Genomic DNA, 24,519 nt, shown 5'->3' with positions numbered 1-24,519 from the left:
AAAATGGGGCGTCAGCAAAGGGCGCCCCGCAAGGCAGCCAGCAGGCTCAGGAGTCAATTTTCACATTCGCCGCCTTGACCACATGGGCCCAGCGCTGGATCTCGCTTTGCACCATGCTGGCAAACTGCGGCTGGCTCAGCTGCCCGTAATCGGCGCCGTTCTTGGCCCAGGCAGCCTTGATGTCCTCGGCGGCACCGATCTTGCGCACCTCGTCCAGCATCTGCTGCTGCACGGCGGCAGGTGTGCCCTTGGGGGCCCATAGCCCATACCAGGTGGTGACGGTGAAGTCCGGCAGGCCGCACTCGGCCGCGCTGGGCACATCGGGAAAGGCGGGGTTGCGCTTGGCACCCGCCACCATCAAGGCCTTGATGCGGCCACCCTTGATATGCTGGGCCGATGAGCCCAGGCCATCGAACAGCATGTCCACATTGCCGGCAATCAGGTCCTGCAGCGCCGGCCCTGCGCCTTTGTAGGGGATATGGGTGATCTGGGTCTTGGTCTGCAGCTTGAACAACTCGCCCGCCAGATGGTGCGAGGAACCCGGCCCTGCCGAGGCATAGTTGTACTTGCCGGGGTTGGCACGCAGGTCCTGAACAAGAGCCTGCAAGCTGGCATGCGTCACCTTCTTGGGATTGACCACCACGACCTGCGGCACGCTGGCCAGCAGCGCCAGCGGGATGAAGTCGCGCTCCAGATCGTATTCGAGCTTGGGATAGACCGATGGCGCAATCACATGGTGGGTGCCGCCCATGAAGAAGTTGTAGCCATCGGGTGCGGCCTTGGCCGCAATGCTGGCACCCAGCGTACCGCCCGCGCCACCGCGGTTGTCTATCACCAGGGTCTTGCCCGAAGTCTTGGCAAACTGGGCAGAGAACGGTCGGGCAAAGGTGTCGGTGCCACCGCCGGCAGGAAAAGGCACGATCAGATTGACAGGCCTGCTCGGCCATTCCGATGCCTGGGCCATGCCGGACCAGCCCCACGCCCCTGCCGCTAAAAATGCCCCCGTCGACCCAAGCAGCGTGCGCCGCTGCAAACCCACGCTCTTTGCCCAAGAATCCTGCATGCATGTCTCCTCTGCGCGCCCGGTCAGCCGCATCGCCGCCGCCAGGCTTGTGGTTGGAAGACGCAGCAGCAAAAGCCGGCTCAGGCCGGGCGCAGCGCGAGCCGCGATGCACTCAACCCTTGCACAGTGATTCGATCTCCGAGGAAACGGGAATCTTGCTCTGCGCCAACAGGCTGCGGTGCTTGTCCAGGCGCTTGAGGTCATACAGATAGTTGACCATCAGCCCCATGGATTGCTTGAGCCCCTTGGACGACAGGTCTGCCGCCCAGTTCAGGCGCTCCACGCGCGCACCGTTGCCAAGGTGAAAGCGTGCCACGGCATCCAGCGGACGACCCTTGGCAGTTTCCCGACCCAGATAGCGCGCAGCGCAGAACATGGCAGCCTGACGCACCACCGATTTCTCCGGCAGCGAGCCGGGATCGTCCAGTGCAGCCAGCAATTGCGCGGCACTCACTCCGCCGGCGACTTTTTCCAGGGCTGCCTTTTGCTTGTCGTCAAGCTCCGCCAGCGCCGCATCGCCGTTCTTGCTCAGCCAGCTGCGCAGTCCCGGAATCGGCGACAGCGTGGCGAACTGCTTGAGCTTGGGAAACTCCTGCGTGAGCGTCTCCACCACATGCTTGATCAGCGAATCACCGAAGCTCACGCCCTTGAGTCCGGTCTGGGTGTTGCTGATGGAATAGAAGATGGCGGTGTTGGCCTTGGCCAGATCGGCAGCCGCTGCGGCCTCGTCCAGCAACGGAGCCATGCTGCCAGCCATCTTGTCCAGCAGTGCCACCTCCACAAAGATCAGCGGCACATTGGGCATGCGCGGGTGGAAGAACCCATAGCAGCGGCGGTCGCTGTCGAGGCGATTCTTCAGATCGGCCCAGCTGCGGATATCGTGCACTGCCTCGTACTTGATCAGCTTTTCGAGCAGCGATGCAGGCGAATCCCAGTTCAGGCTTCTGAGCTCCAGCAAGGCCACATCGAACCAGCTGGAGAACAGATGCTCCAGCTCGGCGTCCAGCGCCACATAGTGCTGCTCCGCCTTGGGCAAGGCCAGCAACTCGGCGCGCATGTCGACCAGAAAGCCCATGCCGCCCTTGGGCTGGGCAAAACGCTGCAACAGCCGCGTGCGCGATGAAACCAGGGCGCGGCGCAGGCTCATCTCGGCCTCGCCACGCTCCACATCGCTGCCCGCCTTGTCGTAGCGCTCGCGGGCCGCCTGCAGGGCCTTGGCATCAGGGCCGAACTTTTCAATCGCCAGCAGCCAGAAGTCCTTGCGTGCGGCCAGGTCGGCCTTGCCATACCAGTCCATCAGCAGCTGCGCGTGACGGCCACCCTCCACGTCGCTGAGCGCGGTATCGGCGACCTGCTGCATGTCCTGCAGCAAGCGACGCAGCTCGCGCGGCGACAGCGCCTCCTCCCCACGACGCAAGGTGGCTTCCAGGCGTTGTGCCAGCGGGCGATGCTGGCCATCGCCCTTCTCGCCCTCTGCACCGCGCACCCACAGCTTGGTTTGCTCAATCCACTCGGCTGCCCACCCCATATGCATCTCCTTGTTCCAGCACCATCATGCTCTCATTGAAGAAGCAGATACCGCAATTGCAGTAACGCTTTCAGCCATTATGTGCAGTTTTTCGGCCTCGCATGGCACGCCATGAAAAACGCAGACCGGAGTCTGCGCTTTTCTGGATTTGGCCTTCAGGCCGTGGTCCGCTGAACCGCGTAGGCCTGGCGCTTGCCGCACCACACCCACATGAGCACACCGGCCACGATCATGGGAATGCACAGCCACTGCCCCATGCTCATGCCCAGCGACAGAATGCCCAGGAAGTCGTCGGGCTCGCGGAAGTACTCAGCAATGAAGCGGAAGGCCCCATAGCCGATCAGAAAAACCGCCGCGACCTGGCCGGGCTTGCGCTCCTTGCGCGCGTAAAGCCACAGGATGATGAACAGCAGCAGCCCTTCCATCAGGAACTGATAGATCTGCGAGGGATGACGCGGCAGCATGGAGCCGCTTTGCGGGAACACCATGGCCCAGGGCAGATCGGCACTCGCAAAACGTCCCCAGAGTTCGCCGTTGATGAAGTTGCCGATGCGGCCCGCAGCCAGCCCTGTGGGCACGCAGGGCGCCACAAAATCTGCGACTTCCAGCCAGTTGCGCCTGCGCGAGCGCGCAAACCAGATCATGGAGCCGATGACGCCCAGCAGGCCGCCGTGAAAACTCATGCCGCCCTGCCAAACGGCAAGAATCTCCAGCGGATGCGAGAGGTAGTAGCCGGGCTTGTAGAACAGGCAATAGCCGATGCGCCCGCCCACGACCACGCCCAGCACGCCGAGAAAGAGAATGTCCTCCACATCCTTGCGCGCCCAGGCACGCTCGCCCGTCATGTATTTGAATGGAGGGTGGTGCAGTCGGCGCGTGCCCAGAAACAGGAACAGACCAAAGGCCACCAGATAGGTAATGCCATACCAGTGCACGGCCAGCGGGCCAATCTGCACGGCTACAGGATCAATGTGCGGATACATCAGCATGTCAGGCATTGTGCCGCAGGCCGATGACGTTTCTGCAAAACTGCATGCTCCGAGAACGCTGCAGGGCCTCATTCACCGGCTCAAAGCCCCCTGATGCGAAAAACCTCGACCTGGCATCCTGCTGCATCCGGCGCCAGCGGCGCAGGCGGCGCTCCTTCAAGCGTCAATGCGGCTTGTCCACCGCCAGGCCCTGCTCGCGCACGGTCTGGCGCACGACCTTGGCGCTCTCATCCATCATGGCGCTCAATCGCTGCGGTGTGCCGCCCAATACCTGCACGCCCATGGCCTGCAACCGCTCCTGCACGGCAGGATCCTGCAAGGCCGCGTTGGCAGCGCCGTTGATCCTGGCCACGACGGCCTGCGGCGTTCCTGCCGGAGCAACGATGCCGAACCAGGTGATGGCCAGATCGTTGAGCGAAGGGTGACCCAACTCCCTGAACGTGGGCACCTGCGGCAGGGCAGGCAAGCGCTCCTGTGCAGCCACGGCAAACGGAACCAGGCGGCCCGCAGCCACATGCGGAGCCGACGAGGGGTATTGATCGCTGAGCACCTGGGTCTCGCCCGACAATGCGCCGCTGATCACCGGCCCCTGCCCCTTGTAGGGAATGTGGTGCAGCTTGAGCTTGAGATCGACATTGAGACGCTCGGCAATCAGATGCCCGATGGAGCCTACTCCGGCCGAGCCGATATTGAACTGACCCGGCTTGCTGCGCGCAAGAGTGAGGAACTGGGCATAGTTCTGCACACCCATGTTGGGATGCACGGAGAACACCGACGGAATGGATGCCAGTGCAACCACCGGCACAAAGGCCTTGGCAGGATCTATGCGTGCCGACTGAGGCAGCATGATGGGATTGACCACCAGCGTGCTGATGGTGCCCAGGCCGATCGTGTAGCCGTCAGGCACCGCATTGGCCACGGCCTCGGCCCCGATGAAGCCGCTGGCGCCGGAGCGGTTGTCGACCACCACGGGCTGACCCATAGTCGTGTGCATGGCATCGGCAACCAGTCGCGCCACGATGTCGGTGGAGCCTCCGGGTGTGAAAGGGACCACCAGACGCACGGGACGCTGCGGGTAACGCCCTTCTGCAGCCTGCGCCGTCAATGCCCCCAGCAAGGCCAGCAGCCCTGCTGTCTTCGACAAGAAGGAGGGGCGAACAGCGAAAGACATGGAGATCACTTTCTGGCAAGACAATAAAAACAGCCGCGCGACTTGCATCGAGCGGCTGTGGGATTGTCCGTCAGCATGGGAGGCCGCGCTGACGAAATGACGAAACAAACGTAACTTAATCGTCGAGCAGCGACAGATCGCGCACAGCGCCGGTGTCGGCGCTGGTCACCAGCTTGGCATAGGCCTTGAGGGCCGCGGAGATCTTGCGGGGACGCGCCTGGGCAGGCTTCCAGCCCTTGGCATTCTGCGCTTCACGGCGGCGGGCCAGCTCTTCGTCGCTGACCAGCATGTTGATGCTGCGGTTGGGAATGTCGATGCGGATGATGTCGCCGTTCTGCACCAGACCAATCGCGCCGCCGGCTGCCGCTTCGGGAGAGCAGTGACCGATGGACAGGCCGGAGGTACCGCCCGAGAAACGGCCGTCCGTCAGCAGCGCGCAGGCCTTGCCCAGGCCCTTGGACTTGATGTAGCTGGTGGGGTAGAGCATTTCCTGCATGCCGGGGCCGCCCTTGGGGCCTTCGTAGCGCACGATGACCACATCGCCAGCCTTGACCTTGTCGGCCAGGATGTTGGCCACGGCCTCGTCCTGCGACTCGACCACATGGGCCGGGCCTTCGAACACCAGGATCGACTCGTCCACGCCTGCGGACTTCACCACGCAGCCGTCCAGCGCGATGTTGCCGCGCAGCACGGCCAGGCCGCCTTCCTTGCTGAAAGCGTGCTCGTAGCTGCGGATGCAGCCTTCGGCACGGTCCAGGTCCAGGCTGGGCCAGCGGGTGTTCTGGCTGAACGCCACCTGCGTGGGAATGCCGGCCGGTCCGGCCATGTAGAAGTGGCGCACGGCCTCGTCCTGCGTGCGCATGATGTCCCACTGCTCCAGCGCATCCTTCATGGTCTTGGCATGCACCGTGGGCACATCGGTGTGCAGCTTGCCGGCGCGGTCCAGCTCGCCCAGGATGGCCATGATGCCGCCGGCGCGGTGTACGTCTTCGATGTGGTACTTGGGCGTGTTGGGCGCCACCTTGCACAGCTGGGGCACGACGCGCGAGAGGCGGTCGATGTCGGCCATGGTGAAGTCGATACCCGCTTCCTGGGCGATGGCCAGCAGGTGCAGGATGGTATTGGTGGAGCCGCCCATGGCGATGTCCAGCGTGATGCAGTTCTCGAACGCCTTGAAGCCGACGGAGCGCGGCAGCACGTTGTCGTTGCCGTTCTCGTAATAGTCGCGGGCCAGCTCGACGATGCGGCGGCCGGCGCGCAGGAACAGCTCTTCGCGGTCGGCATGCGTAGCGACCACGGTGCCGTTGCCGGGCAGGGACAGGCCCAGCGCTTCGGTCAGGCAGTTCATCGAATTGGCGGTGAACATGCCCGAGCAGGAACCGCAGGTCGGACAGGCGGAGCGTTCCACCTCGGCCACTTCGGCGTCGGAATAGCGTTGATCGGCCGCGATCACCATGGCATCCACCAGATCCAGCTTCTTGAACTCGATGGTCTTGGTTTCGGGGTTGGCCAGCTTGGTCTTGCCGGCTTCCATGGGGCCGCCGGAAACAAAGATCACCGGAATGTTCAGGCGCATCGCGGCCATCAGCATGCCGGGAGTGATCTTGTCGCAGTTGGAGATGCACACCAGCGCATCCGCGCAATGGGCATTGACCATGTACTCGACCGAGTCCGCGATCAGGTCGCGACTGGGCAGCGAATACAGCATGCCGTCATGACCCATGGCGATGCCATCGTCCACGGCGATGGTGTTGAACTCCTTGGCCACACCGCCGGCCGCCTCGATCTCGCGCGCGACCAGTTGCCCCAGATCCTTCAGGTGCACATGGCCAGGCACGAACTGGGTGAAGGAATTGGCAATCGCAATGATGGGCTTGTCAAAATCGCCATCTTTCATGCCGGTGGCACGCCACAGGGCGCGCGCACCGGCCATGTTGCGGCCGCCAGTGGAGGTTTTGGAACGGTATGCGGGCATGGGGTTCGCTATAAGACGTTATCGGGAAATGATTCTTTGGATTATGGCCCAGCACTGCAAGGCAGCGATGCCTAGCCCATGGCGGGCTGTCAGGCAAAACAATCGCCAGACATCGTCAATCACGATGCCTGATTCGCCACTCAACGACGTCGCTGACCCGGTGCCATGGCCTGCCTCTGACGTTCGATACGCTCTTTCTTGCGCCGGTCCATCTTGTCCATGGCCTTGCGCTTGGTATAGCCGGAAGCATCGGCCCAGGCCCACCAGGCGGCAGCCCCGCCATAAACGCCCAGAATCGGCCACCAGCTCCAGCCTGCGACAGGCCCGATCTCAGCCAGCTTGAGCAGCGACAACACGATCGCCAAACCTAACAGATACATACATCCCCCTTTTTGTTGATTTTCCAGAACACAGAGTGCACTGGAGAGTACACAAGCCAAGCACTACAATGCGCTAAAAGATCAACTTTAACCCCGCACCCTGGGAACTCATGATGAAGCAATTTCTGATCGCTTTCGCCCTTTCCGCCGCTGCCGTGGCCCCTGCCATGGCCGATCAGGCCCTGGCGCAGTCCAAGAACTGCATGGCCTGCCACGCTGTTGACAAAAAGCTGGTTGGTCCCGCATTCAAGGATGTCGCCGCCAAGTATGCAGGCCAGAAGGATGCTGCCGACAAGCTGGCTGCCAAGGTCATCAAGGGCGGCTCCGGCGTGTGGGGCCCCGTGCCCATGCCCGCCAATCCCCAGGTGAACGATGCCGATGCCAAGAAGCTGGTGGCCTGGATTCTGACGCAGAAGTAAATCGACTGCTTCTCAACGGCGCGAGACAGGGCCGTTATCAAAAACCGCATGCCTCCCATGCGGTTTTTTGTTTCTGAAGCTACCGCGACTCAGCGGATCCCCTGCTCTTTCATCAGCGCTCCGAAGCCAGGATTCCAGGCTTCGCTGCGGACCCGTGAGGTCAGCATCTGCTGCAGCACTTGACTGCTGCAGCCCGGCAGCAACTCGACCCATGGCTCGCATAGCGACGAATCGATACTGCAGCGGTTGCGATGTATCAAACCAGGCAGATGAGCGGCCCGTCGGGCAGCAGCGTGCAATAAAAAAGGCCCCTAAGGGCCTTTTTTTGGATTCACAGCCTAGGCCTGTGAATTACGCATCACGCGAAGCACGCTTGCGATCGTGTTCCTTCAGGTGACGCTTGCGCACGCGCAGGCTGGTGGGGGTGATTTCCAGCAGCTCGTCCTCTTCGATGAATTCCACGCCGTATTCCAGCGACAGTTCGATGGGTGGCGTGATCTTGATGGCATCTTCCTTGCCGCTGACGCGGAAGTTGGTCAGCTGCTTGGTACGCGTGGCGTTCACCACCAGGTCGTTGTCGCGGCTGTGGATGCCGATGATCATGCCTTCGTACACGGGGTCGCCGGCCTTCACGAACATGCGGCCACGGTCGTCCAGCTTGCCCAGGGCGTAGGTGAAGATTTCACCGTCGTCCATGGAGATCAGCACGCCGTTCTTGCGGCCGCCGATGTCGCCCTTATGGGGTTCGTAGCTGTCGAAGATGTTGGCAATCAGGCCGGAACCACGTGTCAGATTCAGGAATTCGTTGGTGAAACCGATCAGGCCACGGGCAGGAATACGGTATTCCAGACGGACGCGACCGCGGCCATCGGGTTCCATGTTCACCAGCTCGCCCTTGCGCTCGCCCAGTGCCTGCATCACGCCGCCCTGGTGGCCTTCTTCGATGTCGGCAGTCACCAGCTCGATAGGCTCGTGCTTTTCGCCGTCGATCATCTGCATCACGACGCGGGGCTTGGACACGGCCAGCTCGTAGCCTTCGCGGCGCATTTCTTCCAGCAGGATGGTCAGGTGCAGTTCACCGCGGCCGGAGACTTCAAAGATACCGTCTTCGTCGGTTTCCTTGACGCGCAGAGCCACGTTGGAGCGCAGTTCCTTTTGCAGACGGTCCCAGATCTGGCGGCTGGTCACGAACTTGCCTTCACGACCTGCCAGGGGCGAGGTGTTCACGCAGAAGTTCATGGTCAGCGTGGGCTCGTCAATCTTCAGCATGGGCAGAGGCTGGGGATTGACCGGGTCGGTGACGGTCTCGCCGATACCGATGTTTTCGATACCGCTGATCAGCACGATCTCGGAAGGACCAGCTTCGGTGGCCTGCACGCGATCCAGACCCTGGAAGGTATGCACCTGGTTGATCTTGCCGCTGTAGCTCTTGCCGTCAGGACCGGCCATCACGGCCACTTGCTGGCCGGGCTTGAGCGTGCCCTGGGTGATGCGGCCCACGCCGATACGACCCACGAAGGTGGAGTAGTCCAGAGCGGAAACCTGCAGCTGCAGGGGAGCGCTGGCATCGCCCTGCACGGAAGGCACGTGATCCAGGATGGTGTCGAACAGGGCGGACATGTCCTCACCCCACTTGGCACCGGGCTCGCCCTCTTCCTTGGACGACCAGCCGTTGATGCCGGAGGCGTAGACCACGGGGAAGTCCAGCTGCTCGTCGGTGGCACCCAGCTTGTCGAACAGGTCGAAAGCGGCGTTGATCACCTTGTCGGGGTTGGCGCCGGGCTTGTCCACCTTGTTCACCACCACGATGGGGCGCAGGCCCAGGGCCAGAGCCTTCTTGGTCACGAAACGCGTCTGGGGCATGGGGCCCTCTTGCGCATCGATCAGCAGCACCACGCCGTCAACCATGGACAGAGCGCGTTCCACTTCGCCGCCGAAGTCCGCGTGACCGGGCGTGTCGAGAATGTTGATGTGGGTGTCCTTCCAGGACACGGCACAGTTCTTGGCCAGAATGGTGATGCCGCGCTCACGTTCGATGGCATGGTTGTCCATCACGGTGTCGACGACTTTTTCGTGCTCGGCAAAAGTGCCGGACTGGCGCAGCAGCTGGTCCACCATGGTGGTCTTACCGTGGTCAACGTGCGCGATGATCGCAATGTTGCGGATTTGTTTGCTCATAATGTTTCCAAAATGCCGCTTGCTTGTGGACGCGGCGTTCCTTCCAAAATTTGTTGAATTTCTAGCGGACTGAGCAGGCGCTCGGGGATCAATTCCCCGCTCGCCACACGGCCTACCCCTAAAAGGGCATGCGGGCGCTCACCATACACCGCCACGGCCGGGGCATCAGCCCAAGACCCTCGGCGGCGCAAGCCTGATAGAAAGCGACCTGCATCCTGTTCACCCAAGGTGACGACGGCATGACGATGCAGCAGGGTATCCACAGGCCGGACCTGTGCGATGCGCTCTTCATCGTTCATGGCTTCCAGCGCCTGCAGCGTCACGCAGCGCGACACCTCAAGACCGCCGGTTTCCACACGGCGCAGAAAACGCAAGTGGGCGCCACAGCCCAAGGCCTCGCCCACGTCTTCGCCCAATGTGCGGATGTAAGTGCCCTTGCTGCAGGTCACTCTCATCTTGATGGCTGGATGCCCCTCATCGTCCTGCACCAGCGTCAGATCCAATGCATGAATGGTGACATCGCGTGCGGGACGCTCCACTTCCACGCCCGCACGGGCGTATTCATAGAGTGCCTTGCCGTCCTTCTTCAGCGCACTGTGCATGGGCGGCACCTGCTTGATGTCGCCCGTGAACTGGGCCTGCACCTGCGCCAGGCGCTCGGGCGTGATGGCGGCCAGATCGACGGCACGCTCCAGCACCACATCGCCCTCGGCATCGGCCGTGGTCGTGGTCTGGCCCAGGCGGGCAATGGCTTCGTAGGTTTTCTCGGCTTCGAGCTGAAGCTGACTGAATTTGGTGGCAGCGCCGAAACACAGCGGCAGCACGCCACTGGCCAGCGGATCAAGCGTGCCTGTATGCCCGGCCTTTTCGGCGCGCAGCAGCCACTTGACCTTCTGCAAGATATCGTTGCTGGACCAGCCCAGCGGTTTATCGAGCAGCAACACCCCATGCACAGGGCGCCGCTGCACCCGGGTGCGAGGGGCGTTCATGTGCTTATTCCTGTTCGGGTCCGCGCGACGCCACGGCCTTGGCGATCAAGGCGTTCATGTCGGCTGCGCGCTCTGTAGTGCGGTCGTAGACGAAATGCAGCGTGGGCACGGTATGAATGTGCAGACGCTTGAACAGGCCGTTGCGCAGAAAGCCTGCGGCCTGATTGAGTGCAGCCAGCGTCACTTCGGGATCGCCGACAAGCACGCTGAAGAACACCTTGGCGTGGGCATAGTCAGGAGTCACCTCCACGCCTTGCAGCGTGACCATGCCGACGCGCGGGTCCTTCAACTCGCGGGCGATCAGCTCCGACAGATCACGCTGGATCTGGTCGGAAACTTTGAAGCTGCGGTTGGGAGCAGCAGATTTGCGTTTGGTTGCCATGAATAAAAAAGGAGCTATTTGCGCTTGCCGCACAAGGAGCTCAAGGCATTTTCAGCCTCAAACCCTTGCACAACAGGCGCTAGCAGCTATTGCTTTTACAGCGTACGAGCGATTTCCTTGATCTCGAAGACTTCCAGCACGTCGCCTTCCTTGATGTCGTTGTAGTTGCGCAGCTTGATACCGCACTCGAAGCCTTCCTTGACTTCCTTGACATCGTCCTTGAGGCGGCGCAGCGACTCGATCTCGCCTGTGTAGATGACCACGTTGTCGCGCAGCAGACGGAAGTGTGCGTTGCGGGTGACGTGACCTTGCGTGATGTACGAGCCGGCAATGGTGCCGATCTTCGTCGCCACGAACACGGTACGGATCTCGGCCATGCCGATGATCTCTTCGCGCTTCTCGGGAGCCAGCATGCCGGACATCGCAGCCTTCACCTCATCCACGGCGTCGTAGATGATGTTGTAGTAGCGAACGTCGACATCGTTGCCTTCGGCGGTCTTGCGGGCCTGAGCATCCGCACGCACGTTGAAGCCGATGATGATGGCCTTGGAAGCCAGAGCCAGGTTGACGTCGGACTCGGAAATACCGCCCACACCGGAGTACACCAGCTGAACCTTGATTTCGTCGGTCGACAGCTTGAGCAGCGAGGCTGCCAGAGCTTCCTGCGAGCCTTGCATGTCGGCCTTGATGATGATGGGCAGAGTCTGCACATCGCCAGCGGACATTTCGGCGAACATGTTTTCCAGCTTCGCAGCCTGCTGCTTGGCCAGCTTGGTATTGCGGAACTTGCCGGCACGGTAGGTTGCGATTTCACGGGCACGGCGTTCGTCGCTCAGCACCATGAAGTCGTCACCCGCCTGGGGCACTTCGTTCAGACCCTGGATCTCGACAGGGATGGAAGGACCGGCTTCCTTGGTCTGCTTGCCGTCTTCGTCGAGCATGGCTCGCACGCGACCATAGGTCTGGCCAGCCAGCACCACATCGCCGACCTTCAGCGTACCGGACTGCACCAGCACCGTAGCCACGGTACCACGGCCCTTGTCCAGCTGGGCTTCGATCACGATACCCTTGGCAGCGGCTTCCACCGGCGCCTTGAGTTCCAGCACTTCGGCCTGCAGCAGCACTTGCTCCAGCAGCTCGTCGATGCCCTGGCCAGTCTTGGAGGACACGGCAACGAAGGGAGAATCACCGCCGTACTCCTCGGGCAGCACCTCTTCCACGACCAGTTCCTGCTTGACGCGGTCGGGGTTGGCTTCGGGCTTGTCAGCCTTGGTGATGGCCACCACGATAGGAACACCAGCTGCCTTGGCGTGCTTGATGGCTTCCTTGGTCTGGGGCATCACGCCGTCATCGGCAGCAGCCACCAGAATCACGATGTCGGTGGACTTGGCACCGCGAGCACGCATGGCCGTGAAGGCCTCGTGACCGGGAGTGTCCAGGAAGGTGATGATGCCGCGAGGCGTCTTCACATGGTAGGCACCGATGTGCTGCGTGATGCCGCCGGCTTCGCCCGATGCCACCTTGGTGCGACGGATGTAGTCCAGCAGCGAGGTCTTGCCGTGGTCCACGTGGCCCATGACGGTCACCACAGGAGCGCGAGGCAGTTGCTCGGCTTCGGAGTTGGAAACTTCCTCGGCAGTGAAGGCCTCGGGATCGTCCAGCGCTGCCACCTTGGCGGTGTGACCCATTTCTTCCACCACGATCATGGCGGTGTCCTGGTCCAGCGGCTGGTTGATGGTGACCATCTGGCCCATCTTCATCAGAACCTTGATGACCTCGGATGCCTTGATGGCCATCTTGTGGGCCAGTTCGGCCACGGTGATGGTCTCGGGCACCGAAATCTCCAGCTGACGGAACTCGGGAGCCTGCTGCTGTTGCTGCTCGTGACGGTCATTGCCACGACGGCCGCCCTTGGGGCCACCGCGCCAGTTGGAACGGCCAGCCACGCCACCGGAGCTGTCGCCACGGGTCTTGATTTCCTTCTTCTTGGCCGCGTCGTTGGACCAGCTCGAAGACAGCTTGGCGGACTTGACTTCCTTGCCGGGACGGGCGCCACCACCAGCGTTGGCTGCACCAGCGCCGCCTGCAGGCTTGTTGCCATCCTTGGCGGCAACAGGCTTCTTGGCATCCGCAGCGACCGGAGCAGCCTTCTTGGGCTCTTCGGGCTTCTTGGCGACCAGCACCTTCTTGGGCGCAGCCATCATGGCACGGATGGCTTCCGCCTCGGCCAGGGCCTTGCGGCGGCGCTCATCCAGATCCTTGGCGCGGCTGGCTTCTTCAGCAGCCTTGGCCTGGGATTCGGCTTCCGCCTTGGCGCGTGCCTCGGCCTGGGCCGCTGCACGTGCGGCAGCGCCTGCGGCGTGCTCGCGCTTTTCCTCTTCCTTTGCCGCCTTGGCTTCAGCCACCTTGGCGACTTCCGCGGCTGCATAGGCTGCAGCACGTTCCTCGGCTTCGCGCTCGCGGCGCTCGCGCTCTTCGCGCTCTTGACGTTCCTTGGCCAATTGTTCTTCCTGATGGCTCAACAGCTCGGCCTCGCGGCGAGCATCTTCTTCACGGCGTACCAGCTCTTGACTAGCGGCACGCTCCTGCACAGCCTTAGCCATGCTTTCCGCATTGGCCTGAGCCTCGGCGGGAGTGTCTTCCCGCTTCACGAAAGTGCGCTTCTTGCGCACTTCCACCTGAATCGTACGGGCACGGCCCGATGAATCCGCCTGCTTGATTTCGCTGGTGGACTTCTTGGTCAGCGTGATCTTCTTGGCACCGCTGCCATGGCTTGCCTGCAGGTGAGACAGCAAGCGCTGCTTGTCACCTTCGGTCAGCGCATCAGCGGCATTTGCCTTGTCAACCCCGGCGGCCTTGAGCTGCTGCAGCAAGGTATCAGGGGTCGTGTTGCGCTCTTTCGCAAATTCTGCAACCGTATTACTCGACATAAATGCTCTGTACCTCCCTGACCTTACTCTTGCCCATCGGTAAACCAGTGCTCACGCGCCTTCATGATCAAGGCCTTGGCTTCTTCGGCGGTCTGACCGGTGATTTCGGTCAGCTCGTCGATCGCCAGGTCGGCCAGATCGTCACGGGTGTGCACATCAGCTTGCGCCAGCTTGTCCAGCAGTTCGGCACTCATGCCGTCCAGAGACACCAGATCCTCGGATGCCTTGCTCACATTTTCTTCGCGAGCAATTTCCTGACTCAGCAGTGCATCCTTGGCGCGGCTACGCAGCTCGTTCACCGTCTCTTCGTCGAAGGATTCGATTTCGAGCATTTCCTGCAGCGGCACATAGGCCACTTCTTCCAGGGTCTCGAAACCTTCTTCGATCAGGATGTTGGCGATTTCCTCGTCCACATCCAGCTTTTCCATGAACAGCTTGCGCGAGACAGCCGACTCGTCGGCCTGCTTCTGAGCAGACTCGGCAGCGTCCATGATATTGATCTTCCAGCCTGTCAGCTCGGAGGCAAGACGTACGTTCTGACCGCCGCGACCGATGGCGATGGCCAGATTTTCCTCGTCCACCACCACGTCCATGGCGTGCTTTTCCTCGTCCACGACAATGGAAGAGACATTGGCAGGAGCCAGAGCACCGATCACGAACTGGGCGGGGTCTTCGGACCACAGCACGATATCCACACGCTCGCCGGCCAGTTCGTTGGTCACGGCGTTCACACGGGTACCACGCACGCCGACGCAGGTGCCGATAGGATCCACGCGCTTGTCGTGGCTCAGTACGGCGATCTTGGCACGAGAGCCGGCGTCACGTGCGCAGCTCTTGATCTCCAGCAGGCCTTGCTCGATCTCGGGCACTTCATTGCGGAACAATTCCACCATGAATTCGGGAGCCGAGCGCGACAGCAGGATGGGAGCGCCGCGCAAGGTGGCATCGACTTCCATGATCATGGCACGCACGCGGTCGCCATTGCGCAGATTTTCCTTGGGGATCATCTCGCCGCGCTTGAGTCGGCCTTCCACACGGCCGGATTCGACAATGATGTCGCCCTTGTCCATGCGCTTGACGGTACCGGTGAAGATCTTCTCGCCACGGGCCAGGAATTCGTTGAGCAGCATTTCGCGCTCGGCGTCGCGAATCTTCTGCAGGATGACCTGCTTGGCAGCCATGGCACCGATACGACCGATGGGCAGCGACTCGATCTGCTCTTCAATGAACTCACCAATTTGAATGCCGGGCACGCGGTCTTCCGCATCCATCAGCATTTCTTCGGCGTCGGGGTTCTGCAGACCGGCATCGTCAGACACCACCACCCAGCGGCGGAAGGTGTCGTAGTCGCCGCTTTCGCGATCGATGGACACGCGGATGTCTACTTCACCTTGGTACAGCTTCTTGGTGGCCTGTGCCAGTGCAGATTCCACGGCACCAAAAACCACATCGCGTTCCACGTTCTTTTCACGCGAAATGGCTTCAACCAACATCAACAGTTCGCGATTCATGCGACGACTCTCCTATTTCAATCACACAAAGAGGATTTGCATGCGACCTCTTTGCCCCAAAAGATTCCAACGCTTCAGCTGCCTCATTCGGGCTTGGCTGCGCGTCCTTTGAAATTCACAATCGGTGCCAGACGAGCTTCGCGCAACTCGTCAAGCGTAAAGCCCATCGCGTTCAATGGCGCTGGCTCACGCTTCTTGCTGACGCGCACGCCCGGCTTGGGAGGCGGCTCATCGCTCCAGACGATCTGCCAGCCACCTTCTTCAGTCCGTTCCAGCGTGCCACGAAATTTCTTGCGGTTTGCATTGATCTTGTCGCCACCGGCAGCCCCGATGGGAGCCTTGAGCGTCAGATCCACCTCCGAGCCTTCAAAGCGGATGAAGTCCTGCTCATGGCGCAGCAAACGATCGATGCCTGGAGAAGAGACCTCCAGGCGGGCATAGTCCGCACCATCGACTTCCAGCGCAAACTGAAGCTGGCGCGTGACCTTTTCGCAGTCTTCCACTGTCACGAACTGCTCGGGCAGCTCAGGCGCACCTTCCTCCGGCGCCTGCCAAGGCAAATCAATCGTGATGCGCAGCAGGCCGCCGGCCGAGCGCTCGATTTCAACCAGGTCATAGCCCAGACCTGTCACGGTTTGTTCAACGATTTGCTGTAGTGCCACGTGTATTCAGTTCAATCCCGAAAAATCTGTCAAATCATGGACTTAGCTCTGCAAGAAACAGGTTTCGCCATGAATTGCCCAAAAAAAACGGGCGGTATGTACCCGCCCGTTTGGTCGTGAAGCCGTGATTGTAGCCGCAAACCATTGTTTTCGCAAAAAGTGTCTCGCATAAAACAGCGATCAACGCAAGACTTCCTCCAGGTCATCGGCGCGCAACAATCGCTGCAGCAAATCCTGGGCCTCCTGCACATCGGCTGGCCTCGCCGCTGCATCTACGGGCAGGGATTGCAGCATCCGCGCCAGCACCCCCGACTGCGGAAGCACAGGCCCGAGGAATCTGGCCTGCTCGCCCTGCGCCACCAAGATGGACGGGAAGGTTTCTATGTCCAGATCGCCAGCGACATCCTCACGGTCTTCCACATCGAGCCAGACAAAACGCATCTGCGGAAACTGGGCAGCAAGAGCCTCGAAGGGCTGCCGGTACTGTTTACAGGTACCGCACCAGTCAGCACAGAGGCAGACAACCAGCCATGCGTCTGCTTTTGTAATTTCTTGTTTCATTTCACAAACTCTGGGCAGGCCTTCGCACACGCCCTTGCATTGATCCCGGCAATGGTAGCGCCAGATGCCCCCAAGGACTCAAACCCCGTTCATCACCCTACCAGCGCGCATTGAGACCCTTGAAGCTGCCGCACTCTATCCCTATTATTTTCCTGAATGCGGGCGCAGCAATGGCGGCAGCCAAGGCAACAGTCTTGCGCCCATCTTTTGACAAGAAGATTGGTGACTCCATGGATTACAAGGACTATTACAAGATACTTGGCGTGGACAAGAAGGCCTCTACCGAGGACATCAAGAAGGCCTATCGCAAACTCGCCCGCAAATACCACCCCGACATCAGCAAGGAAAAAGATGCGGACGCCCGCATGGCCGAAGTCAACGAGGCCAACACCGTACTCTCCGACCCCGAAAAACGCGCGGCCTATGACGCCATGGGCGACGAGATGCAGTTTGCGCAAAATGCCAGAGCCCAGGGCAGCGGAGGCTTTCGCCCGCCACCCGACTGGGATCAGCAGGATTTTCACTTCAGCAGTCATGGCGATGCCGGCAGCGACGCCGATTTCAGCGAGTTCTTCTCGCAGATGTTCGGCCAGGCCGCGCGTGCACGACGCCATCAAGGCCAGCAAAGCGCACGCAGCACGCCCGATATGCGCGGCCAGGACCAGCATGCCCGCATAGAGCTGGATCTGCAGGACAGCTACAGCGGAGCCGTGCGCTCGCTGCATCTGCGCAGCACCGCGCTCGATGACCAGGGCATCCCCACCCATAAGAACAAGGAGCTGCAGGTCACCATTCCCAAGGGCGTGCGCGAGGGCCAGATGATTCGCCTTGCCGGTCAGGGCAACCCAGGCCTGGGCAAGGGTGCCCCAGGAGATTTGCTGCTGGAAGTGCACTTTCGCAGCGACCCACGCTGGTGGTCCGAGGGCAAGGATGTGTACCAGCGAGTGCCACTCGCACCCTGGGAGGCCGAGCTGGGCGGCCCCGTCCCCTTCAAGACGCTGGCCGGGGAACTGGAAGTCACCGTGCCCGCCGGCTATCGCTCGGGTCGCAAGCTGCGCCTCAAGGGCAAGGGCCTGCCCGCCGCCACGCCGGGTGATCTGTATCTGGTGCTGGATGTGGTCTTCCCGCCCGCCGCGACACCCGCGCAAAAGCAGGCTTATGCCGACTTTGCCAAGGCCTTCCCGCAGTTCGATGCCCGCAGCCTGAGTTGAAAGGTTTTCCCATGAGCACCTCCCACTACCCTTTCTACGAACCTGCCGAGCTGCTGGAGCAGGCCGCTCTCGATCTGCACGAGCTGGCCCGCCATTGCTGCACCAGCCCGCAATGGGTCATCGAGCATGTGCAGACAGGCGTCATCAGCTACGACAACGCCGGCCAGATCCGCGAGATCAGCCATGAGCAATGGCGCTTCAGCAGCCAGACGCTGGTGCGTGCGCGCCGCATTGCCCAGCTGGAACACAGCTTCGACGCCGACCCCCAGCTCGCCGCCCTGACCACCGACCTCATCGAGGAAGTGCAGCAGCTGCGCCGCAAGCTGAAAAATCTGCAGGGATAAGCAAACCAACGCTCTGAAGCCGTGAAAAGCAAAAAGCCCTCGCACCGAAGTGACGAGGGCTTTTTTGCGGGCCGCACCGGGGCGCAGCCTGCTGCAGGAATTAGCCGTGGCGCTTGCCGGGCTGCTTCTTGCTGCGAGTGTGCGAACCACGCTCCAGGCTCACGCGCTGGCCACGGCCGGGAGTGGGCAGGGTCACGCCATTGGGTGCCTGGGGACGGGGAGTGGCCTTGCGGTCTGCTTCGGTAACGATCTTATTGCCCATGTCGAATTCTCAATTGGGAGGTTGAAAAGGATCAATTAGGCCACAGCCAGAGAATTCGCGCCAAATAAATACGAACTTTCGAGTGCGGATTCAGTGTTTTTCAGCGAATGCCCGCCTCGCGCATCAGCGAATCGACAGCAATTGCGGGCATTCAAAGCCTCAAGCCGTTGAAGGGAAAGCGCTGCTCGCTATCAATTCAGACCGCCGGCGACTCGGCAACGACCCCGGCGGCCTCGACCAGCTGGCGCGTATAGGCCTGCCGCGGCGCCGTCAGCACCGCCTGCACGCCGCCCTGCTCAACGATCTGCCCATCCTTCATGACCAGCACCTCATGGGCCATGGCGCGAATCACATCCACATCATGGGTGATGAGCAGATAGGCCAGGCCACGCTCCTTCTGCAGCCGCTGCAGCAGGGCCAGCACCTGCTGCTGAATGGTGACGTCGAGTGCACTCGTGGGCTCATCCAGCACCAGGACCTCGGGCTCCATGATGAGCGCGCGCGAAATCGCCAGGCGCTGCCGCTGCCCGCCCGAGAATTCATGCGGATAGCGCTGCAGCAGGCCGGGAAACTGGGCCTCGGTCAAGCCCACCTCTTCGAGCATCTTGAGTACGCGCTCGCGCCGCAGCGCGGCAGCGAGCTCAGGGGCATGGATCTGCAGGCCTTCGCCAACGATCTCCTCCACCGTCATGCGCGGAGAGAGCGAGGAGAACGGATCCTGAAACACCACCTGGATCTTGCGCCGCAGCGCCAGATTGGCGGCGCTGTTGCGGATTGCCGGCTGCTGCCATTGCCTGCCGGCCACCTGCAGCTCCCCGGCCGCAGGCAACAGCCCCAGCACGGCTTGGGCCAGCGTGGATTTACCGGAACCCGATTCGCCGATCACACCCAGGGTACGACCGGGCCGCAGCAGCATATCCGCGCCCTTGACCGCAACGAACGCCCCCTTTTTGAACCAGCCACGAATGCCGGGCAAGGGCGTGGCATAGCTCACCTGCAAGGCCTGGGTCTGCACCACGGCAGCCTCACCGGCCGGCACGGGCCCATCGGCCACATTGCGCACCGGCCTGCTGGCCAGCAGCTTGCGGGTATAGGCGTGCTGCGGGTTTCGCATCAGCTCGGCCACAGCGCCCTGCTCCACAAGGCGGCCTTTTTCCATGACCGCCACACGGTCGGCGAAGCGGCGCACCAGGTTCAGGTCATGCGTGATCATCAGCACGGCCATGCCGGTCTGCCGCTGCAGATCGGCCAGCAAATCCAGGATCTGGCCACGCAGCGTCACATCCAGCGCCGTTGTCGGCTCGTCGGCCAGCAGCAACCGGGGACGGCTGGCCAGAGCCATGGCAATCATGGCGCGCTGACGCTGGCCACCGCTGAGCTGGTGCGGAAAGCTCTGCGCCCTGCGCCCCGGTTCGGGGATGCCGGTGGTGGCCAGCAGCTCCACCGCCTGCGTCTGGGCCTGGGCACGGCTCAGTGCCTGCTTGAGCTGCAGCACCTCTGCCACCTGCGCGCCGACGGTCATCAGCGGGTTCAGCGCCGTCATCGGCTCCTGGAAGATCATGGCGATATCGCCGCCGCGTATGCCCTGCATCTCGCGCTCCGAAAGCTGCAGCAGATCGCGCCCGTCCAGCAGGGCTCGGCCACCCAGTTGGGCGTCTCCCACCAAGCGCAGCAGCGACAGCGCAGTGACCGACTTGCCCGAGCCGGACTCCCCCACCAGCGCCAGCTTTTCACCAGCTGCAAGCTCGAAGCTCACGCCCTGCACCACGGGCTTGCCCGCAAAAGACACGCTCAGATCGTGTACGCTCAGCAGCCGGCTGCGGCTCTCCATCCCGTATTTCTCCTGGCTCATGGCTTGCCTCCCGCGCGCTTTGCTGCATGCGTGCGCGCCTGCTTGCGCGGGTCCAGCGCATCGCGCAGGGCGTCCCCCATGAAGGTCAGCAGCAGCAGCGTGACGACCAGCACGCCAAAGGTGGACAGGGAAATCCACCAGGCATCGATATTGTTCTTGCCCTGGCTCAGCAGCTCGCCCAGGCTGGGCGTGCCCGGGGGAACGCCCAGGCCCAGGAAATCGAGCGAGGTCAGTGCCAGGATGGCCCCGCTCATGCGAAACGGCAGAAAGGTGATCACCGGCGTCATGCTGTTGGGCAGGATGTGGCGAAAGATGATGGAGCGATTGCTGGCACCCAGGGCCTGGGCGGATTTCACATAGTCGAGCTGGCGATTGCGCAGGAACTCGGCGCGCACATAGTCGGCCAGCCCCATCCAGCCGAACAGGCTCAGCAGAATCAGCAGCAGCGAGACACTGGGAGCAAACAGCGCGCTGAAGATGATGAGCAGGTAGAGCTCGGGCATGGAGCCCCAGATTTCCGTCAGGCGCTGAAAGGCCAGATCCGTCTTGCCGCCAAAAAAGCCCTGTATCGCCCCCGCCAGCACGCCCAGCAGCACGCCCACGGCCGTCAGCGCCAGACCGAACAGCACGCTGACGCGAAAACCGTAGATGAGCTGGGCCAGCAGATCGCGCCCCCGGTCGTCGGTGCCCAGCCAGTTGTCGGTCGACGGCGCAGAAGGGTTGGGTGACTTGGCAAAGTAGTTGATGGTGGACTTGCCATAGCGGTTGAGGGGGAAGATCGCCCAGTTGTCGCCCTCGCCGAGCCTTTGCCGGATGAAGGGATCAAGGTAATCGGTAGGCGTATGGAAGTCGCCGCCAAACGTGGTTTCCGGGTAATCGTGCAGCAGCGGCAAATAGGTCTGCCCCTCGTAGCGCACGATGAGCGGCTTGTCGTTGGACAGCAGCTCTGCAAACAGGCTGAGCAGCACCAGCACCGTGAAGATCAGCAGGCTGACAAAGCCCAGCCGGTTGGATCTGAAACGCCTCCAGGCCCGGCGCCCCGGGGACTCGGATTGGGCAGCAGACACAGTCTGCATGGCATCAACTCCTGAATTCATAGCTGCTTGCGCTTGCAGGGCATTGGTTTGAGGCTTATCTTGCATAAATCAGTCAAACTTGACCCGGGGGTCTACCCAGACATAGCAAAGATCGCTGATGAGCTTGGTCACCAGACCGATCAGCGTGAACAGATACAGCGTGCCCAGCACCACGGGAAAGTCGCGCCGGATCACACTTTCATAGCTGAGCAGACCCAGACCGTCGAGCGAGAACAGGGTCTCGATCAGCAGCGCGCCGGCAAAGAAGGCGCCGATGAAAGCCGAGGGAAAGCCCGTGACGATGGGAATCAGCGCATTGCGAAACACATGCTTGTAGAGCACCTGGCGCTCGGACAGCCCCTTGGCACGGGCCGTCAGCACATATTGCTTGCGGATCTCCTCGAGAAACGAGTTCTTGGTCAGCATGGCTGTCACGGCAAAGCTGCCGGCCACCATGGCCGTCACAGGCAGCGCGATATGCCAGAGATAGTCCGCCACCTTGCCCATGGTGCTGAGTTCGTCGAAATTGGCCGAAGTCAGCCCGCGCAGCGGAAACCACTGCAGTTGCCCGCCAAAGACGACCAGCAGCGCCACGCCCAGCACAAAGCCCGGGATGGCATAGCCGATGAGAATCACAATGGTGGTCGCCAGGTCGAAGCGCGAGCCGGCCCGAACGGCCTTGGCCACGCCCAGTGGCACGGCCACCAGATAGCTGATGAAAAACGTCCACAGCCCCAGGCTGATGGAGACCGGCAGTTTTTCCTTGACCAGCGCCCAGACGCTTTTGTTCTGAAAAAAGCTGGTGCCCAGATCGAAGCGTGCGAACTGGCCCAGCATCTGCACGAATCGTTCAACCGGCGGCTTGTCAAAGCCGTACAGCGCCTTGATCTCCTCCAGGCGTTTGGGATCCACGCCCTGGCCGCCGCGATAGCTCATGGAAGCGCCTTCGGCTCCATGTCCGGCACCGGCCTTGGCCTCGGCCAGATACTGCTCCACCGGGCCGCCGGGCACGAACTGGATGACCACAAAGGTCAGCAGCAGCACGCCCAGCAGCGTGGGGATCATCAGCAAAATGCGTTTGAGAATATAGGCAAACATCTTCGATCAACCCTTGTTTTCAGCTGTGGTGGCGATGGCCGCAGCGCCGGGCCGCCCCAAGCAAGGCCAGCCCCCTTGGGGGGCAGCGACCCGTGCAACGGTGGAGCGTGGGGGCGACTTCACTTGGCCCACCAGGCATAGACCGCCCATAGCTCGCCCGGCGAATAGGCCGGAATCTGCCCCGGCAGCGCCAGCCTCCAGGCGTCATAGACCATGCGGTGCGTGCCCGAGTAATACTGGGGAATCAGGTAATGGCCGTGCACGATGATGCGCTCCAGCGCATGGCAGGCGGGCAGCATCTGCTGCTCGGACTTGGCCGCAGCCATCTGGGCGATGATGGCATCCACCACCTTGCTCTTGAGGCCGACATAGTTCGAGGCTCCCTCCACATCGGCGGCGGCGCTGCCGAACAGCTCGGCATATTCCTGACCCGGGTTGTGCGTACCGGGCACGTTCAGCGTCACGATGTCGAAGTCGTATTTGTCCATGCGCTGCTGATAGAGCGCGTAGTCCACATTGCGCACCTTGAGCGTGATGCCCAGCTTCTCCAGATTGCGCATCCAGCTGCTGACGATCTTGACACCACTCTCGCTGCTGTCCAGATATTCCAGCACCATGGGCTCGCCCCCGGCATTGCGCAAGGCGCCATCCCTGACCGTCCAGCCGGCATCGGCCAGCAGCTTCTGCGCACGCCGCAGATTGCCGCGCAGGCCATCAGGCCCATCGGTGCGTGGCGGCTGGGCCATCTGCCCCAGCGTGCCTGGCGGCAGACTGCTCTCGTAGGGCTTGAGCAGGGCCAGCTCGGCATCGCTGGGATCGCCCGTGGTTTCGCAAGCGGTATTGCCAAACAATCCATGCACGCGCTGATATGCGCCATAGAACATCTGACGGCTCATCCACTCAAAGTCATAAGCCAGGCCCAAGGCCTCGCGCACACGCACATCCTTGAGCAGCTCACGCCGCGTATTCAGGAAAAAACTCTGAAAGCCCGAGGGCAGCTTGTTCTCGAACGCGCCCTTGACCAGTTCGCCCGAGGCGAAGCGCCGCCCCGTCAGACGCCTGGCCCAGTCGCCCGCGCTGTTGATGCGCATGAGATCGAACTCGCCGGCCTTGAGTGCCTCCAGCCGCGCCGTGTTGTCCTTGTAGATCTTGATGGTGATTCGGTCAAAATTGGCCAGGCCGACACGCACCGGCAAGGCTGCCCCCCAATATTGAGGATCGCGAACATAGCTGATGTCCTTGCCAAACTTGACCGGCCCTATCTTGTAGGGCCCGCTGCCGATAGGCGTGTCCATCACCACCTGATCGAAGGCCTTGGGCTTGCCATCCGCGCCCAGCCCCCAGTCACGGCTGAACACCGGCAACAGAGCGCCCACGGTCAGCGGCAGATCACGGTTGGGCTTTTTGAAGCGAAAACGCACCGTGCGCTCGTCGAGCACATCACAGGCAGCCACCTCGGCAAACAGCGTCTTGTAGCCAGGCGAGACATATTTGCTCAGCAGCGTCTCGTAGCTGTGCTTCACATCCTGAGCCAGTACCGGCTTTCCGTTGTGAAAGCGCGCCTGCTTGCGCAATTTGAATGTCGCGGACAGGCCGTCGGCCGCCACATCCACATCCTCGGCCAGCAGGCCGTAGCCCGTAGCCGTCTCGTCGAGACTGGGGGTCAGCAGGGTCTCGAACAGCATGTCCGCCAGATAGGCAGGCGGCGAGCCCTTGATGGTGAAGGGGTTGTACTTGTCGAAGGTCGAATAGCGCAGATTGCTGACCATGCGCAACTCGCCGCCCTTGGGCGCTTGAGGGTTCACATAGTCAAAGTGCTTGAAGTCGACCGCGTACCTGGGCTGCCCCCAGAGCGCATAGCCATGTGCTGCCAGGGCAGGCGTGGCAACTTGGCTGCTGACAATCAGGGCTGAGCAAATCATCCAATGGCGCATGCGA

The 24,519-nt window shown here is 61.8% G+C and carries 21 protein-coding genes; 3 read left to right on the top strand and 18 right to left on the bottom strand.

Annotated elements, in window-relative coordinates:
- Positions 1-46: 46 nt before the first annotated feature.
- The 6 genes from F0P97_RS10425 to F0P97_RS10400 all read right to left on the bottom strand — a co-directional run bounded on the left by F0P97_RS10425 (position 47) and on the right by F0P97_RS10400 (position 7,106).
- Positions 47-1,063, bottom strand: a complete 1,017-nt coding sequence (locus tag F0P97_RS10425; RefSeq protein ID WP_182286649.1) for a Bug family tripartite tricarboxylate transporter substrate binding protein — start codon at positions 1,061-1,063, stop codon at positions 47-49.
- Positions 1,064-1,175: 112 nt separating this feature from the next.
- On the bottom strand, positions 1,176-2,591 hold the full coding sequence (locus tag F0P97_RS10420; protein ID WP_182286648.1) for a malonyl-CoA decarboxylase: 1,416 nt from the start codon (positions 2,589-2,591) through the stop codon (positions 1,176-1,178).
- 155 nt (positions 2,592-2,746) lie between these two features.
- Entirely contained in the window at positions 2,747-3,589 is an 843-nt protein-coding gene (lgt, locus tag F0P97_RS10415; RefSeq protein WP_182286647.1) for a prolipoprotein diacylglyceryl transferase, read from the bottom strand.
- 154 nt (positions 3,590-3,743) lie between these two features.
- On the bottom strand, positions 3,744-4,751 hold the full coding sequence (locus F0P97_RS10410; protein ID WP_182286646.1) for a Bug family tripartite tricarboxylate transporter substrate binding protein: 1,008 nt from the start codon (positions 4,749-4,751) through the stop codon (positions 3,744-3,746).
- A 115-nt stretch (positions 4,752-4,866) separates the two neighbouring features.
- On the bottom strand, positions 4,867-6,726 hold the full coding sequence (gene ilvD / locus F0P97_RS10405; RefSeq protein WP_182286645.1) for a dihydroxy-acid dehydratase: 1,860 nt from the start codon (positions 6,724-6,726) through the stop codon (positions 4,867-4,869).
- Between the two features lie 140 nt (positions 6,727-6,866).
- The gene (locus F0P97_RS10400) at positions 6,867-7,106 is read right to left on the bottom strand and encodes a TIGR04438 family Trp-rich protein (protein WP_182286644.1); all 240 of its coding nucleotides are present in this window, start codon (positions 7,104-7,106) and stop codon (positions 6,867-6,869) included.
- A gap of 113 nt (positions 7,107-7,219) precedes the next feature.
- Here F0P97_RS10400 and F0P97_RS10395 point away from each other — a divergent pair, with 113 nt between their 5' ends.
- Positions 7,220-7,525, top strand: a complete 306-nt coding sequence (locus F0P97_RS10395) for a c-type cytochrome (protein ID WP_003063149.1) — start codon at positions 7,220-7,222, stop codon at positions 7,523-7,525.
- A gap of 351 nt (positions 7,526-7,876) precedes the next feature.
- On the opposite strand, the gene typA is transcribed toward F0P97_RS10395, so the two are convergent.
- The 7 genes from typA to F0P97_RS10360 form a co-directional block, all read right to left on the bottom strand.
- Entirely contained in the window at positions 7,877-9,703 is a 1,827-nt protein-coding gene (gene typA / locus F0P97_RS10390) for a translational GTPase TypA (RefSeq protein WP_182286643.1), read from the bottom strand.
- Complete coding sequence (truB, locus tag F0P97_RS10385; RefSeq protein ID WP_182286642.1) at positions 9,700-10,692, bottom strand: tRNA pseudouridine(55) synthase TruB; 993 nt, start codon at positions 10,690-10,692, stop codon at positions 9,700-9,702. The genes typA and truB overlap by 4 nt, the downstream gene beginning before the upstream one ends.
- Before the next feature lie 4 nt (positions 10,693-10,696).
- The gene (rbfA, locus tag F0P97_RS10380; protein ID WP_003056352.1) at positions 10,697-11,074 is read right to left on the bottom strand and encodes a 30S ribosome-binding factor RbfA; all 378 of its coding nucleotides are present in this window, start codon (positions 11,072-11,074) and stop codon (positions 10,697-10,699) included.
- A gap of 95 nt (positions 11,075-11,169) precedes the next feature.
- Positions 11,170-14,004, bottom strand: a complete 2,835-nt coding sequence (gene infB / locus F0P97_RS10375) for a translation initiation factor IF-2 (protein WP_182286641.1) — start codon at positions 14,002-14,004, stop codon at positions 11,170-11,172.
- A 23-nt stretch (positions 14,005-14,027) separates the two neighbouring features.
- A complete protein-coding gene (nusA, locus tag F0P97_RS10370; RefSeq protein ID WP_003080487.1) occupies positions 14,028-15,515 on the bottom strand; it encodes a transcription termination factor NusA in 1,488 nt (495 codons plus the stop codon).
- Positions 15,516-15,598: 83 nt separating this feature from the next.
- The gene (gene rimP, locus F0P97_RS10365; protein ID WP_003080490.1) at positions 15,599-16,177 is read right to left on the bottom strand and encodes a ribosome maturation factor RimP; all 579 of its coding nucleotides are present in this window, start codon (positions 16,175-16,177) and stop codon (positions 15,599-15,601) included.
- 180 nt (positions 16,178-16,357) lie between these two features.
- The gene (locus F0P97_RS10360; protein ID WP_182286640.1) at positions 16,358-16,738 is read right to left on the bottom strand and encodes a thioredoxin family protein; all 381 of its coding nucleotides are present in this window, start codon (positions 16,736-16,738) and stop codon (positions 16,358-16,360) included.
- Positions 16,739-16,968: 230 nt separating this feature from the next.
- On the opposite strand from F0P97_RS10360, the gene F0P97_RS10355 reads away from it, so the two are divergent.
- Both F0P97_RS10355 and F0P97_RS10350 read left to right on the top strand, forming a co-directional pair.
- Positions 16,969-17,949: a DnaJ C-terminal domain-containing protein gene (locus tag F0P97_RS10355; protein ID WP_182287163.1), complete on the top strand. Its 981-nt coding sequence runs from the start codon at positions 16,969-16,971 to the stop codon at positions 17,947-17,949.
- 11 nt (positions 17,950-17,960) lie between these two features.
- The gene (locus F0P97_RS10350) at positions 17,961-18,293 is read left to right on the top strand and encodes a chaperone modulator CbpM (protein ID WP_182286639.1); all 333 of its coding nucleotides are present in this window, start codon (positions 17,961-17,963) and stop codon (positions 18,291-18,293) included.
- A 100-nt stretch (positions 18,294-18,393) separates the two neighbouring features.
- On the opposite strand, the gene F0P97_RS10345 is transcribed toward F0P97_RS10350, so the two are convergent.
- From F0P97_RS10345 to F0P97_RS10325, 5 genes are all read right to left on the bottom strand, one after another.
- Positions 18,394-18,555, bottom strand: a complete 162-nt coding sequence (locus F0P97_RS10345; protein WP_003056362.1) for a hypothetical protein — start codon at positions 18,553-18,555, stop codon at positions 18,394-18,396.
- Between the two features lie 196 nt (positions 18,556-18,751).
- Positions 18,752-20,407: an ABC transporter ATP-binding protein gene (locus tag F0P97_RS10340; RefSeq protein ID WP_182286638.1), complete on the bottom strand. Its 1,656-nt coding sequence runs from the start codon at positions 20,405-20,407 to the stop codon at positions 18,752-18,754.
- Positions 20,404-21,483 carry an ABC transporter permease gene (locus F0P97_RS10335; RefSeq protein ID WP_420093900.1) on the bottom strand — a complete coding sequence of 360 codons (1,080 nt, stop codon included), beginning with the start codon at positions 21,481-21,483 and terminating at the stop codon, positions 20,404-20,406. Before F0P97_RS10335 ends, F0P97_RS10340 begins: the two co-directional genes overlap by 4 nt.
- 69 nt (positions 21,484-21,552) lie before the next feature.
- A complete protein-coding gene (locus F0P97_RS10330; protein WP_034351795.1) occupies positions 21,553-22,581 on the bottom strand; it encodes a microcin C ABC transporter permease YejB in 1,029 nt (342 codons plus the stop codon).
- 119 nt (positions 22,582-22,700) lie between these two features.
- The gene (locus F0P97_RS10325; RefSeq protein ID WP_182286636.1) at positions 22,701-24,515 is read right to left on the bottom strand and encodes an extracellular solute-binding protein; all 1,815 of its coding nucleotides are present in this window, start codon (positions 24,513-24,515) and stop codon (positions 22,701-22,703) included.
- Positions 24,516-24,519: the final 4 nt, after the last annotated feature.

The sequence above is a fragment of the Comamonas testosteroni genome, assembly GCF_014076415.1.
Classification (GTDB): Bacteria; Pseudomonadota; Gammaproteobacteria; order Burkholderiales; family Burkholderiaceae_C; genus Comamonas; species Comamonas testosteroni_F.
Note: the sequence above shows the minus strand (reverse complement) of the source record. Positions and strands in the feature narration are given on the sequence as shown.

Coding starts and splice junctions, on each gene's coding strand:
- F0P97_RS10425 (WP_182286649.1), bottom strand. CDS start 1,063: ATGCAGGATTCTTGGGCAAAGAGCGTGGGTTTGCAGCGGCGCACGCTG.
- F0P97_RS10420 (WP_182286648.1), bottom strand. CDS start 2,591: ATGGGGTGGGCAGCCGAGTGGATTGAGCAAACCAAGCTGTGGGTGCGC.
- lgt (WP_182286647.1), bottom strand. CDS start 3,589: ATGCCTGACATGCTGATGTATCCGCACATTGATCCTGTAGCCGTGCAG.
- F0P97_RS10410 (WP_182286646.1), bottom strand. CDS start 4,751: ATGTCTTTCGCTGTTCGCCCCTCCTTCTTGTCGAAGACAGCAGGGCTG.
- ilvD (WP_182286645.1), bottom strand. CDS start 6,726: ATGCCCGCATACCGTTCCAAAACCTCCACTGGCGGCCGCAACATGGCC.
- F0P97_RS10400 (WP_182286644.1), bottom strand. CDS start 7,106: ATGTATCTGTTAGGTTTGGCGATCGTGTTGTCGCTGCTCAAGCTGGCT.
- F0P97_RS10395 (WP_003063149.1), top strand. CDS start 7,220: ATGAAGCAATTTCTGATCGCTTTCGCCCTTTCCGCCGCTGCCGTGGCC.
- typA (WP_182286643.1), bottom strand. CDS start 9,703: ATGAGCAAACAAATCCGCAACATTGCGATCATCGCGCACGTTGACCAC.
- truB (WP_182286642.1), bottom strand. CDS start 10,692: ATGAACGCCCCTCGCACCCGGGTGCAGCGGCGCCCTGTGCATGGGGTG.
- rbfA (WP_003056352.1), bottom strand. CDS start 11,074: ATGGCAACCAAACGCAAATCTGCTGCTCCCAACCGCAGCTTCAAAGTT.
- infB (WP_182286641.1), bottom strand. CDS start 14,004: ATGTCGAGTAATACGGTTGCAGAATTTGCGAAAGAGCGCAACACGACC.
- nusA (WP_003080487.1), bottom strand. CDS start 15,515: ATGAATCGCGAACTGTTGATGTTGGTTGAAGCCATTTCGCGTGAAAAG.
- F0P97_RS10360 (WP_182286640.1), bottom strand. CDS start 16,738: ATGAAACAAGAAATTACAAAAGCAGACGCATGGCTGGTTGTCTGCCTC.
- F0P97_RS10355 (WP_182287163.1), top strand. CDS start 16,969: ATGGATTACAAGGACTATTACAAGATACTTGGCGTGGACAAGAAGGCC.
- F0P97_RS10350 (WP_182286639.1), top strand. CDS start 17,961: ATGAGCACCTCCCACTACCCTTTCTACGAACCTGCCGAGCTGCTGGAG.
- F0P97_RS10345 (WP_003056362.1), bottom strand. CDS start 18,555: ATGGGCAATAAGATCGTTACCGAAGCAGACCGCAAGGCCACTCCCCGT.
- F0P97_RS10340 (WP_182286638.1), bottom strand. CDS start 20,407: ATGAGCCAGGAGAAATACGGGATGGAGAGCCGCAGCCGGCTGCTGAGC.
- F0P97_RS10335 (WP_420093900.1), bottom strand. CDS start 21,483: ATGCAGACTGTGTCTGCTGCCCAATCCGAGTCCCCGGGGCGCCGGGCC.
- F0P97_RS10330 (WP_034351795.1), bottom strand. CDS start 22,581: ATGTTTGCCTATATTCTCAAACGCATTTTGCTGATGATCCCCACGCTG.
- F0P97_RS10325 (WP_182286636.1), bottom strand. CDS start 24,515: ATGCGCCATTGGATGATTTGCTCAGCCCTGATTGTCAGCAGCCAAGTT.